10 protein-coding genes are annotated in these 11,902 nt (G+C 65.5%); 6 read left to right on the top strand and 4 right to left on the bottom strand.

Translation table 11 applies throughout. The features are described from left to right. Nucleotides 1–406: 406 nt before the first annotated feature. Nucleotides 407–688 (bottom strand): DUF1127 domain-containing protein, encoded by a 282-nt coding sequence (locus tag CAL18_RS11675; protein ID WP_170940333.1) that lies wholly within the window; start codon nucleotides 686–688, stop codon nucleotides 407–409. A gap of 91 nt (nucleotides 689–779) precedes the next feature. On the opposite strand from CAL18_RS11675, the gene CAL18_RS11680 reads away from it, so the two are divergent. Both CAL18_RS11680 and CAL18_RS11685 read left to right on the top strand, forming a co-directional pair. Further along, nucleotides 780–1,754 carry a LysR substrate-binding domain-containing protein gene (locus CAL18_RS11680; RefSeq protein WP_094817897.1) on the top strand — a complete coding sequence of 325 codons (975 nt, stop codon included), beginning with the start codon at nucleotides 780–782 and terminating at the stop codon, nucleotides 1,752–1,754. A 112-nt stretch (nucleotides 1,755–1,866) separates the two neighbouring features. Continuing rightward, on the top strand, nucleotides 1,867–4,281 hold the full coding sequence (locus CAL18_RS11685; RefSeq protein ID WP_094817898.1) for a DUF3772 domain-containing protein: 2,415 nt from the start codon (nucleotides 1,867–1,869) through the stop codon (nucleotides 4,279–4,281). Here CAL18_RS11685 and CAL18_RS11690 read toward each other — a convergent pair. After that, on the bottom strand, nucleotides 4,259–5,629 hold the full coding sequence (locus CAL18_RS11690) for a PLP-dependent aminotransferase family protein (RefSeq protein WP_094817899.1): 1,371 nt from the start codon (nucleotides 5,627–5,629) through the stop codon (nucleotides 4,259–4,261). The two genes, CAL18_RS11685 and CAL18_RS11690, sit on opposite strands and share 23 nt — an antisense overlap. A gap of 203 nt (nucleotides 5,630–5,832) precedes the next feature. Here CAL18_RS11690 and dctP point away from each other — a divergent pair, with 203 nt between their 5' ends. The 4 genes from dctP (at nucleotide 5,833) to CAL18_RS11710 (ending at nucleotide 10,101) form a co-directional block, all read left to right on the top strand. Then, nucleotides 5,833–6,876 (top strand): TRAP transporter substrate-binding protein DctP, encoded by a 1,044-nt coding sequence (dctP, locus tag CAL18_RS11695; RefSeq protein WP_094817900.1) that lies wholly within the window; start codon nucleotides 5,833–5,835, stop codon nucleotides 6,874–6,876. Nucleotides 6,877–6,956: 80 nt separating this feature from the next. After that, on the top strand, nucleotides 6,957–7,475 hold the full coding sequence (locus tag CAL18_RS11700) for a TRAP transporter small permease subunit (RefSeq protein WP_026640231.1): 519 nt from the start codon (nucleotides 6,957–6,959) through the stop codon (nucleotides 7,473–7,475). Continuing rightward, the gene (locus CAL18_RS11705; RefSeq protein WP_026640230.1) at nucleotides 7,472–8,788 is read left to right on the top strand and encodes a TRAP transporter large permease; all 1,317 of its coding nucleotides are present in this window, start codon (nucleotides 7,472–7,474) and stop codon (nucleotides 8,786–8,788) included. The genes CAL18_RS11700 and CAL18_RS11705 overlap by 4 nt, the downstream gene beginning before the upstream one ends. A gap of 26 nt (nucleotides 8,789–8,814) precedes the next feature. Then, a complete protein-coding gene (locus tag CAL18_RS11710) occupies nucleotides 8,815–10,101 on the top strand; it encodes a hydroxymethylglutaryl-CoA reductase, degradative (RefSeq protein ID WP_094817901.1) in 1,287 nt (428 codons plus the stop codon). Nucleotides 10,102–10,127: 26 nt separating this feature from the next. Here CAL18_RS11710 and CAL18_RS11715 read toward each other — a convergent pair whose 3' ends face one another. Both CAL18_RS11715 and CAL18_RS11720 read right to left on the bottom strand, forming a co-directional pair. Beyond that, nucleotides 10,128–10,889, bottom strand: a complete 762-nt coding sequence (locus CAL18_RS11715; RefSeq protein WP_026640228.1) for a TSUP family transporter — start codon at nucleotides 10,887–10,889, stop codon at nucleotides 10,128–10,130. Between the two features lie 48 nt (nucleotides 10,890–10,937). Continuing rightward, nucleotides 10,938–11,819, bottom strand: a complete 882-nt coding sequence (locus CAL18_RS11720) for an EamA family transporter (RefSeq protein ID WP_026640227.1) — start codon at nucleotides 11,817–11,819, stop codon at nucleotides 10,938–10,940. Between the last annotated feature and the right edge of the window lie 83 nt (nucleotides 11,820–11,902).

An 11,902-nucleotide genomic window follows, 5' to 3' on the forward strand; every position in this document is an offset into this window, starting at 1 on the left:
TGGCCCGCATCATCAAGCGCCCACACTTATCGGTTGTTTCGTTGTTAAAGAACAGGTACTGCCACTGCGGTGCTGTTCGATCAGCACAGAAACGAGATTATGAAGCCTTTTTTGAAGGCTGTCAAATCGATCGCTTCGCGCTTCCGACTTGCCCCGCCACTCGACTGCCGCTTCGTTATCAGGGTTAACCCTGAATAACTTGCTAACTGCCAAGCCCGACATCTTAGCACGATTTTTTCAGGCTGTGCAACAACGCGTATTCACATTGTGCCGCCCGACGCAACCAAGACACCGGCCCCGCCACCTGGAAAAACACACCCAGGCAACGAAGGAGCGAGACTATACACCAAAACCGGAGTGTGTGCCGCAACAGTTGCCGGCCCTGTTGGCAGGTACATCGGCGCGCCTACACGCGCAACCAGTGTTGGTGCTGAAGCCGCCGGGTTTCCTGGGCGATTTCCACGGCGCGCCGTATGCACGGGGGCACGCCGATGTCCTGCAGCAGGTGGTCGTCGAAATGAGACAACTCGGTGGCAGTGCGGTTGCACGCGTGGCGGGCGGCGACCGCGTGCCACCAGGCGACCACAGCCGGCCATACCGACGCGGTTGCCGACGCGGTTGCGCGCGACAGGCTTGCTTTACAGGCGGCCACAAAGCCTTGTTGGCAGGTAAGAGATTGCGATTGCATGACGGGTCTCCGCATCAAGTTGGCTTATTGGTAAGCCTACATGCACAACAATCCGGCGAAAATCGCATTGTTCTATACATATTGGTCAGTTATGCTAACCAGCATGAGTAGACTGCCCTTGAACACCCTGCCCGCCTTCCGCGCCGTGGCGCAGCTGCAGAACCTGCGGTCTGCCGCGCAGCGGCTGCACCTGACACACAGCGCGATCAGCCAGCAGATTCGCGGGCTGGAAGATCAGCTGGGCTTTGCGCTTTTTGACCGCGTCGGACGCCGGCTGGTGCTCAATGGCGCCGGCGAAGCCTTGTTGCGCAGCGTGCAATGCGCCCTGGAGCAGCTCGACGAGGGCGTACAGGCCGCGGCTCTGGTGTCCCGCGGCGCGAGCCAGCGTTTGCGAGTGTCGGCATTGCCTTCATTTGCGCAACGCTGGCTGCTGCCGCGCATGACGCGCTGGCGCGAGCGCCATCCCGACCTGGTGCTGGAGATAGAAACTTCGCATCAGGTAGCCGATCTGCAGCGCGAGGGGTTGCAGGCCGCGCTGCGCTCGGGCGTGGGCCCCTGGCCCGGTGTGGTGTCCGAGCCGCTGTTCGACATGCCCATGCCGATGATCGTGCTGGCTTCGCCGGACACGGCCCGGCTGCTGCCGGACAGCGAGCCGCAGACACTGGCGCGCCAGCCCCTGCTTGGCGACAAGGAAATGTGGCGGCAGTGGTTTGCGGCCGCGGGAATGACCGCCAACGTGACGCCGGTGGCAAGTTTCAACGATGCCGGCCTGATGCTGCAGGCGGTAGAACAGGGGCTGGGACTGGGGCTGGGGCGCGAATTGCTGGCGGCCGATGCATTGTGCGCGGGACGGCTGGTAAAAGTGTCCTCAGTGAGCGTGGAGCTTGAGCCCGCCGATACTTATCACCTGGTATACCCGCCCGGACTGCGCGACTGGCCGCCGCTGCAGGCCCTGCGCACCTGGATCCGCGACGAACTGGAACGTTCGCGCGCAACCCTCACTTCGTCGGACGCGGCCCCCGCAGACCCGCCCGCCCGAACCCGGGAAACTGAATCCAAACGTTGAGCAGGTAATCGCGTATGTCCGTGGCGGGGATCTCATAGGTTTTGTTGCATACGGCCGTAGCGGCCCTTGCTATGCTGCCTCTCGGAAAGAGGAGCCGAGAGGTTCTGTTGTCATGATGCTGTTGATGCGCGCACGACGCGCTGCCTGGCCGCGCCTGCTGGCCGGCCTGTGGCTTTGCCTGGTGCTCGGCGCTGCGGCGCAGGGCGCCACCCAGCCGGAACGCCCCCCCGATGCCGCACAGGCAGAAACTGTGCTGGTCGACGCCCGCAAGCAAATCGACCAGATACGGGAACATCTGGAAGACGGCGGTGAAGACGCCCAGCTGATGCGCTGGCGCAATGAAGTGCTGGACTTGCAATCCAAGGCCGATGCACTGGCCGAGGCCCTGGCGCCCCAGTTGGCCAGCGTCAGCGCACGCCTGGGCGAATTGGGCGAGCCGCCCGCGGGCACGCGCGAAGCGCCGGATGTGGCGGCGCAACGCGCCCAATTGCAGAAAGACAGCCGGGCGCTGGATTCGCAGATCAAGCTGGCGCGCCTGCTGGCAGTCGAGGCCTCGCAGACGGCGGAGCAGATTTCCGCGCTGCGCCGCAATCAATTCCAGGCCAGCCTGGGCGAGCGTCGCGATTCGGTGCTGGGCACGCCGTTCTGGGTGGAGTTGCGCGGCGACCTGCCGCGCGACTTGCAGCGTTTGGCGCGCCTGGGCGGCGAACTGCGCGAGGCAGCCGGCGCGACACCGGGCGGAGCATGGGCCGCGCTGGCGCTGGCCGCCGGCGTGATCCTGGCACTGCGGGCCGCCTGCGGCCGCCTGCTGCTGAAGCTGACCGCGACGCGCGTGCCGCCCGGGCGATTGCGGCGCTCGTTCCTGGCGATGTGCATCGTGGCGCTGTCCGTTGCCACGCCGGGGTTGATCGCAGCACTATTGAATGTGGGCCTGACCTGGGACGCCAGCCTGACCCACGACACGGACAACCTGCTCGGCGAACTGGTGGCCGTGGTGTGTTTCGGCGGCTATGTGGCCGGGCTGGGGCATGCCCTGTTGCAGCCGGATCGCAGCAGCTGGCGCCTGCCCGCGATATCGGACGCGGTGGCGCAGGGATTGCGTCGCCTGCCCCTGGTGCTGGGCATACTGGTAGTGGCCATCTGGCTGAGCGACCAGTTGCCGGTGCTGCTGAACGCAACGTTGACCACGACCATTGCCGTCACGACCCTGGCCACCCTGGCCCTGGCGATGGTGCTGGCATGCGGGCTGCACCGCGCCACCCGCCTGCAGCAGCAGGCGCGCGAGGCCGACGAAGACGGACACCCCGCGCCCCGGCCGTTCTGGCTGTCTGCGCTGGCCGCGGCGGCCTGGACTGTGCTGGCCGTGAGTGTCGCCAGCGTGCTGGCCGGGTACGTTGCCTTCGGCAGCTTTCTGGTAAAGCAGCTGCTGTGGACCCTGGCAATCCTGTGCTCGACTTACTTGTTGTCGGTGTTGATCGAGGATGGCTTCAGCACCTTGCTGGCCCCCTCGCCTGGCGATGACGCCGACGCGCGCCACCGCGTGCGCGGCCAGGCGGCTGTGCTGCTTTCAGGCATAGGACGCGTAGCGGTGACACTGCTTGCCGCCACCCTGCTGCTGGCTCCGTTCGGCGAAGGCCCGAGCGACCTGCTGCACCGGGTCAACCAATTGCACAGCGGCCTGCAGATCGGCGAGGTGCACCTGCGCCCGGCCGCCCTGATGCAGGCCCTGCTGGTGCTGGCGCTGTGCCTGTTGGGCGTGCGGCTGCTCAAGCGCTGGCTGGCCAACCGTTACCTGCCCACCACCGAGCTCGATCCGGGCATGCAGCTGTCTGCCGCCACGCTGTTCGGATACACGGGCATCGTGGTGGCGGTGGCGCTTGCGCTGTCCGCGCTGGGCATCGGGCTGGAACGCGTAGCGTGGATAGCAAGCGCGCTATCCGTGGGCATCGGCTTCGGCCTGCAAGCCGTCGTGCAGAACTTCGTGTCCGGGCTCATCCTGCTTGCCGAACGACCGGTGAAAGTCGGCGACTGGGTATCGCTGGGCGGAGTAGAAGGCGACATTCGCCGCATCAATGTGCGAGCGACGGAAATCCAGATGTCGGACCGCTCCACGGTGATCGTGCCGAACTCGGAATTCGTGACCAAGACCGTACGCAATGTGACCCACGCCAACCCGCTGGGCGTGGTGCAGGTCAGGCTGCCCATGCCGCTGGACACGGATGCGCGGCGCGCCACCGAGCTGATGCTCGAGGCATTCAAGGCGCACGAGGGCATTCTTGAATCGCCGGGCGCGGAGGTTTTCCTGGAAGGCGTCGAGAACGGGCACCTGCTGTTCAACGCGCGCGGCTACGTGAGTTCGCCGCGCAATACGTACGGGGTGCGCAGCGCGCTGCTTTACGACATATTGGCGCGCATGAAGGCGCAAGGCCTGGCCCTGGCATCGCCATCGACGCTGGTGCTGGCGCGCAGGCCATCGCATGGCGGCGCCGCCCCCGACGATGAGCCTAGCGCCCCACATGGCGCTTGATGAAATCCAGGAACCGCGGATCGGTAGCGTATGCGATGTTCACGCGCAGCGCCGACGTCAACTGGCCGCGATCCGGCATGAAGATGGCGCCCGGCGCCAGGAAGATGCTGGCGTCGGACGCGGCGCTGGCGAGGGCCAGTTCGTCCTGCCCCGGCATGAGCTTGGCCCACAAGTAATAGCCGCCGCCCGGCGCATGGGGCAGCGACAGGCCCGCGGCCTTCAACGCGGTTACCGCATCGCGCGTGGCGCGTTCGACGTGGGCCTTGAGGCGACGCTGGTGCTTGAGATACTGGCCGCTTGCGATCAGGTCGAACACGACGCGTTCGACGTAATCGGACGTGCTGACTACCGTCAGCATCTTCAGGTCGCACAGGGCGCCCGCCAGGGCGCCGTTGGCCGCCAGGTAGCCCACCCGCAGGCTGGCTGACAGCGTTTTCGAAAACGTGCCCACATAGATGACGCGCTCGAGCTGGTCGAGCGTGGCCAGGCGCGGGCTGGCATGCGGCAGGATATCGGCGAACGGATCGTCTTCGACAATATAGAAACCGTACTGCGTGGCGGCCTGCAACACCCGGTGGCCGACGGGCAGGGTCATCGAACTGCCGGTAGGGTTGTGCGCCAGCGACTGTGTGAAGAACACCTTGGGCTTGAACGCGGCCGCCTTGCGGGCGAGATCGTCGAGATCGGGACCATCGGCGCGCCGCCGCACGCCCACCAGTTTCACGTTCGAAAACCTCAACTTGCCGAACAAGGGGTAGTACCCGGGACTGTCCACCAAGACGACGTCTCCGGGCTCGAGCAACTGCCGTGCAACCAGGTCCAGCGCGTGGTTGGCTCCATGTGTCAGCAGCACTTGCTCGACGCCGGCCTGGATGCCGCGTTCGGCCAGCGTCAGTGCGATGCGCTCGCGCAGCGGCTTGTACCCCCAGGGGTTGCCATACCCATGCCCTATCTCGGTGTTGCGAGCGTTGCGGGCGCCGCCTGCGGGGCGCCCCAGGTCGAAACGCTCCATCCATGAGGGTGGAGGACGCCCGTCGCCGACCCGCACTTCATAGTGCTGGACCAATTGCTCGCGCAACAGAGACACCGTGTCGATGGCCTGGGCGACATGCCGCGAACGCTGCGCCGACGACAGCGGGCGGCTGGCCGACACGTAATAGCCCGACCCCGGCCGCGCCTGCAACTGTCCCATGGCGACCAGGCGATCGTAGGCGTCGGCCATCGTGTTTTTGGAAACGCCGTGCTCGACGGCGCCCGCCCGCACCGAGGGCAGGCGCTGCCCGGGGCGGAGCGCTCCGCTGGCGATAAGCCCCGCAATTTGATCGACGATGGAGCCGACACGGCTCATGCATATCTCCAGAAGCGAAACTGTACCGGTTTTGTGTCTGGTACAGTTTTCAGGCCAATTCCCAAACTGTACCTTGTTTTGTCCCGGGTTAACGCGGATTATCCCATCTGCTCCGGCAAATGCCATACGTGCCGGGTGCGTGTTGAACCGAGGGCGCATGCCACGGACCATGCCGCGCCAGACTAGAACATCAAGGAGAAGACATGAAGACCATCGATCGCCGTTCGGCTATCAAGACCCTGGGGCTGGGCACGCTGGGCGCGGCCGGCATATCGGCCGCGTTGCCCGCGCATGCGCAGGAAGCGGTGACCTGGCGCATGCAGGCGCTCTGGGATGGCGGCACGACGCCGCAGAAGTTCGAGGAACGTTTTGTCGCGCGGGTGGCGGAACTGACCGACGGCAAGTTCAAGATCGAACTGTTTTCTGCGGGCCAGCTGGTGCCCGCCAACCAGGCCTTCGACGCCGTGCGCGGCGGGGCCTTCCAGATGATGAAGACATTCGACGGCTATGAGGCCGGCAAGATTCCCGGACTGGCATTTACCAGCACGGTGCCTTTCGGCTTTCCGGAGGCCGATCAATACGAGGCGTGGTTCTATGAGCTGGGCGGCCTGGACCTGGCGCGCGAAGCCTATGCGCCGGCCGGCCTCTTCTATATCGCGCCCACCGTTTACGGCCCGGAACCGATTCATTCGAAGGTACCCATCAACACGCTGGACGACCTGCGCGGCAAGAAAGGCCGCTTTGTGGGCCTGGCCTCGACGGTGATGGGCGCGCTCGGCGTGTCGGTGACGCCGCTGCCTACCGGCGAGGTGTATTCGGCGCTGGACAAAGGCGTGATCGACCTGGCCGATCGCGGCGACCTGACGGCCAACCTGGAAGCAGGCCTGGGCGAAGTGGCCAAGTACATCGTCATGCCCGGTCCGCACCAACCTACTACAGCGACGAGCTACGTGGCCAACCGCGCGGCCTACGAGCGCCTGCCAGCGGCCTATAAGGCTGCCCTGGCGGCCGCGGCGCGCGAAACATCGGCGGCCCTGCGCCAGCATATCCTGGTGGCAGATGGCAAGGCGCTGGCAGCCTTCAAGGCGCAGGGTGTCACCGTGACAGCGCTCGATCCGGCCGAGCTCGCGCAGGCGCGCGCGCAGGTCATGCAGACCTGGCAAAAGGCGGCCGGCAACAATCCGAATGCGGTGAAGATCCTGGAAAGCCAGACGGCCTTCATGAAACAGCTGGGCCTGCTGGCCTGAGCGGCGCCCGAGGGGCGGGGCGCACACGGCCCGCCCTTTTGCAGCGGGCTTGCGGCCCGCATTCAATCACCGAGAATTACATGCCTGTTGCCATACGCTGGTATGTCACGCTGGTGACGGGGATCAACCGCGCGTTGTTCCTGGCCGTTACCGGTCTGATGCTGGTTATCGTGCCCGTCATGCTGTACGAAGTGGGGTCGCGCTATCTGTTCAACGCGCCCACCGTGTGGGGCATGGAACTGGCGACGATGCTGTTCGGCCCTTACTTCCTGCTGGGCGGCCCCTATCTGTTGCATTTGCGGGGCCATGTGAACCTGGACCTGGTGCGCAGGCGGCTGCCGGCCGAGCGCATCCGCCAGCTGGACCTGTTCAACCACCTGATGATCATGGCGTTCTGCGCCATTCTGGCCACGTATTCGCTGCCGCTGGCCATGCAGGCCATGGAGTTCAGGGAAACATCCTTTTCTGCATGGAACCCGCCCGTGTGGCCGCTGAAATTCGCCGTGCCCGTGTCGGTGATCCTGCTGGGCGCGCAAAGCCTGGCTGAGTTCCTGCGCTTGTGGGTGCGCGACCCCGGCGCCATGGAGGCCACGCCATGACGCTCAGTCCCAACACCGTGCTGGCCATCATGTTCGGCGGATTGACCCTGCTGATGCTGACGGGCCTTCCCATTGCGTTCGTGCTGGGCGGACTGTCGCTGCTTTTGACCGTGACGCTGTGGAACGCCGATGCGGTGGTGCTGATGGTGCTGCAGATCTTCGACACCATGAAGTCCGAGGCGCTGCTGGGCATCCCGTTGTACATCCTGATGGCCGGCATTCTGCAACGCTCGGGTGTGATCGAGGATCTGTACCGCGCCATGGAATTGTGGTTTGGCAGGTTGCGCGGCGGTCTGGCGATCGGCACCGTGGTGATCTGCGTCATCATGGCCGCCATGACCGGCGTAGTGGGCGCCGCGGTGACGGCGATGGCGCTGCTGGCCATGCCTGAAATGCTGCGCCGGGGCTATGACCCGAAGCTGGTCACCGGCACCATCTGCGCATCCGGCACGCTGGGCATCCTGATCCCGCCATCGGTGCTGACGATCGTGTACGCGGTGACCGCACAGGTATCCATCGGCAAGATGCTGATTGCGGGCATGATGCCGGGGCTGATCCTGGCGGTGCTGTATATCCTGTACATCCTTTACGTCGCGTACTTCCGCCCCGGACAGGTGCCGCCGCCGTCCGGCGACCCGGTGCCCTGGCCCGCAAAATTGCGCAGCCTGCGCGCGGTGATCCTGCCGATGCTGCTGATCGTGATGATATTGGGCTCGATTTTCTTCGGCATTGCCACCCCTACCGAAGCGGCCGCGGTCGGTGTGCTGGGCGCCATCCTGGCCAGCGTGGTGCGCGGCCGGCTGACCGTGAACGGCCTCGGCTCGGCCGCCGTGGAAACGCTGAAGGCTACCGCAATGATTCTGTGGATCACCATCGGCGCGAAGGCATATGTGGCGATATTCACCGGGCTGGGCGGCGCCAATACGCTGATGGAATTCATCCAGCACCTGGATGTGCCGCCCTACGCCATCCTGGCGGCAATGATGCTGATCCTGATTTTCCTGGGCACTGCGCTGGACGAGATCGGCATCATCCTGCTGACGGTGCCGGTGTTCCTGCCCATCGTGCGCATGCTGGGTTTTGACGAAATCTGGTTCGGCGTGCTGTACGCCATCACGATACAGACCGGCTACATCAGCCCGCCCTTTGGCTACACGCTGTTCTACATCAAGGGGCCGCTGCCGCCCCACCTGGGCATGGGCACGGTATACCGCGGCGTGACGCCCTTCATGCTGCTGCAGATGCTGGCGCTTTTGATCTGCGCCGCCTTCCCCGGCCTGGTCACCTGGCTGCCGCGCCTGATGACGCACTGATCTCCTTTGACTTGATACGTGGACACATGACCGTGAATACACCAGCCAAGAATTCCCGCATCCCCGGATTGCACAAAGACGATATCGCGACGCGCCTGGCCCGGGTGGCCGCATTTGCCGATCTCGACGCGGCGACGGTGAGCCATCTCGCCGACATGGGCAACCTGGACCCGCAGTTGGCCGACCGCCTGATCGAGAACGTGGTGGCCACGATGAATATTCCGATCGGCATCGCCACGAACATGAAGGTGGACGGCGAGGACGTGCTGATTCCCATGGCGACCGAGGAATCTTCGGTTGTGGCCGCGGTGTGCAACGCGGCCCGGCAGTGTTATGAGCACGGCGGGTTTACGACGTCTTTGTCAGGCTCGCTGATGATCGCGCAGGTGCAGCTCGTGGGGGTGCCGGACCCGATGCATGCACGCATGCGGATTCTGGAGCGCAAGGCCGAGATCAAGACCCTGTGCGATGAATGCGACCCCATGCTGGTCAAGCTGGGCGGCGGACTGCAGGACGTGGAGGTGCGCCATATCGAAACTGCCGGCGGACCGATGGTGATCACGCACCTGATCGTGGATACGCGCGACGCCATGGGCGCCAATGCCGTCAACAGCATGGCCGAGAAGCTGGCGCCCCATATCGAGGCGTGGGCAGGCGGCCGTGTGTACTTGCGGATCTTGTCGAACCTGGCCGACCGCCGCCTGGCACGGGCACGCGCGGTGTGGACGTGCGAAGCGATCGGCGGCGAGCACGTGCGCGACGGCATTATCAGCGCCTACCGATTTGCCGCGGCAGATCCTTACCGGGCGGCGACGCACAACAAGGGCATCATGAACGGGGTCTCGGCGGTGGTGCTGGCAACCGGCAACGACACCCGCGCGGTAGAGGCCGGAGCGCATGCCTACGCGGCCCGCAAGGGGTGGTATTCCAGCCTGACCGACTGGGAAGTGACGCCTGACGGGCACCTGGCCGGCACCCTGGAAATGCCCATGGCGGTGGGACTGGTAGGCGGGGCAACCAAGCTGCACCCGACCGCGCGCGCCTGCTTGAAGATAATCGGGGCGACGACGGCCGAGCGTCTGGCCCGCGTGATTGCCGCGGTGGGACTGGCGCAGAATTTCTCGGCCCTGAAGGCGTTGGCCACGACCGGCATACAGAAGGGCCATATGTCGCTGCACGCGCAGAACATCGCCATGATGGCAGGCGCAACGGGCGACGAGATCGAACAGGTCGCTCAGGCCATGGTGGCGCAAGGCGCCGTGCGGGTGGACGTGGCGGAAGCGGAACTCGCACGGCTGCGCAATCGCGGGTGAACGCGCGGGATGCGCCTGCGCAGGCCCTAGGCCAGCAGCGCGCGGGTGGCGGGTATGAGCAGGCCCAGGCCGGCAAGCAGCAGGAGCACGAACACCAGGCGCTTGACGATATGCACCGAGCTCGACGACGCATAGCGGCGAACGATCCAGGTCAGTCCCACGACCACCGGCAAGGCCTCCAGACTCAGCCATAGCGCCGTTGCGCCCAGACTGCCGTGCCCGGCCACGAGCGTCAGGCGCAGCACCGCGTTCGACGCGAACAGCACAAGCAGGCTGTTGCGCACCAGCGCCAGGGGCAGAGGCTGCCGGTACAGGTGGTACACCATGGGAGGCCCCGCGCTGGAGAACAGCCCGCCCAGCACGCCGGATAGCGCGCCGAACCATAGGAAGGACAGACGCGAAGAAACCCGCGGCAACGGGCGGGTGCGCAGAACCAGCATCAGGGCGCACGCCAGGATGGTGAGCCCCAGCAGCCATCGCAGCAGCAAGGCGGTATTGCCGCTGATCCATTCCAGCGCGGCTACGCCCACGCCGACCCCCGCCAGGCTGGCGGCCATGGGCAGCCGTATGAAGCGCCAGCTCAGGTGCGAGCGCGCCTGGCCCAGCGCCACGATTGCATTGACCAGTGTCAGCATGCTGACCACGTTGGAAACCTCGGGCAGCGGAGCCAGGGAGAACAGCCCCGCCAGCCCCAGCAAGACCAGGCCGAAGGCAAACCCGGTCATGGTCTGCGCGTATGTCGCCAATGCCACGCAGGCCAGAAACAACAGATGTTCAACCCAACTCATACTGCCACTACGACAACCGCCACGGCGCGAAAGACGCGCAACGCACTGCTACCGCCTGCCTCCCGCGCGACTCGCATACATGTTCAAGGACAGCCCGGCCAGGACCAGGCCCGCCGCCATGATTTTCCAACCCGGCAGCGGCTCATCGAGCAGCGCCACCGAGGCAAGAATGCCGAAAACCGGCACCAGCAGCGCCATCGGGGTAACGGTGGCCGCGGGATGGCGGGCCAGCAGCCATCCCCACGCGCCGAAGGCGAAAACGGTATTGCCCACCGCCTGCCACAAGGCCGCCAGCCATGCCCAGCCGCTGGCCTGCCCCAGGGCGTGCACGATCTGCGACGGGCCGTCCAGCACAATGCTGATCAGCGCAAGCGGAACAATGGCAAACAGGCTGCTCCAGGCCGTGAAGGCCAGCATATTGATGCGACCGGCGCCGCGCATGACCATGTTGGTGCAGGCCCAGGCCACGCCGGCGGTCAGCACGATGCCCAGGCCGGTCAGGGTGACCGCAGCCGAAGAATCGGTGATGCTGCGCCAGGCCACGAGCCCATACCCGCCCACGGCCAGCACGGCTGCCACCAGTTGCAAGGGCCGCACACGTTCGCCATGCAAGGCCACCGATATCAATATGGTGAAGAAGACTTGCGACTGGATGACAAGCGAGGCCAGGCCGGGCGAGATGTCTTGCCGCATGGCCCAGTAAAGCAGGCCGAACTGGCCCACTCCCAGCAACAGGCCGGCACACGCAAGCACGCGCCATGGCACTGCCGGCCGGCGAAACACCAGTATCCAGGGCAAGGCAGACAGCAGGAACCGCAGGGTAGCGAACAGAAAGGCGGGGAACTCGGCGAGCCCCCATTTGATGACGACGAAATTCGTGCCCCAGATGAAGACTGCGGCAAGCGCCAACAACGAATGGGACAGCGGCATGTATCAGGACATGGGCAGGGGCAAGGCGGCATCATACCCCGCCAGGCGCCGCCCCGCCTTGCCGCCCCCCACGCCCCGGACGG

The organism is Bordetella genomosp. 7 (assembly GCF_002261415.1).
GTDB lineage: Bacteria > Pseudomonadota > Gammaproteobacteria > Burkholderiales > Burkholderiaceae_B > Bordetella_A.

Coding starts and splice junctions, on each gene's coding strand:
- CAL18_RS11675 (WP_170940333.1), bottom strand. CDS start 688: ATGCAATCGCAATCTCTTACCTGCCAACAAGGCTTTGTGGCCGCCTGT.
- CAL18_RS11680 (WP_094817897.1), top strand. CDS start 780: ATGCTAACCAGCATGAGTAGACTGCCCTTGAACACCCTGCCCGCCTTC.
- CAL18_RS11685 (WP_094817898.1), top strand. CDS start 1,867: ATGATGCTGTTGATGCGCGCACGACGCGCTGCCTGGCCGCGCCTGCTG.
- CAL18_RS11690 (WP_094817899.1), bottom strand. CDS start 5,629: ATGAGCCGTGTCGGCTCCATCGTCGATCAAATTGCGGGGCTTATCGCC.
- dctP (WP_094817900.1), top strand. CDS start 5,833: ATGAAGACCATCGATCGCCGTTCGGCTATCAAGACCCTGGGGCTGGGC.
- CAL18_RS11700 (WP_026640231.1), top strand. CDS start 6,957: ATGCCTGTTGCCATACGCTGGTATGTCACGCTGGTGACGGGGATCAAC.
- CAL18_RS11705 (WP_026640230.1), top strand. CDS start 7,472: ATGACGCTCAGTCCCAACACCGTGCTGGCCATCATGTTCGGCGGATTG.
- CAL18_RS11710 (WP_094817901.1), top strand. CDS start 8,815: ATGACCGTGAATACACCAGCCAAGAATTCCCGCATCCCCGGATTGCAC.
- CAL18_RS11715 (WP_026640228.1), bottom strand. CDS start 10,889: ATGAGTTGGGTTGAACATCTGTTGTTTCTGGCCTGCGTGGCATTGGCG.
- CAL18_RS11720 (WP_026640227.1), bottom strand. CDS start 11,819: ATGCCGCTGTCCCATTCGTTGTTGGCGCTTGCCGCAGTCTTCATCTGG.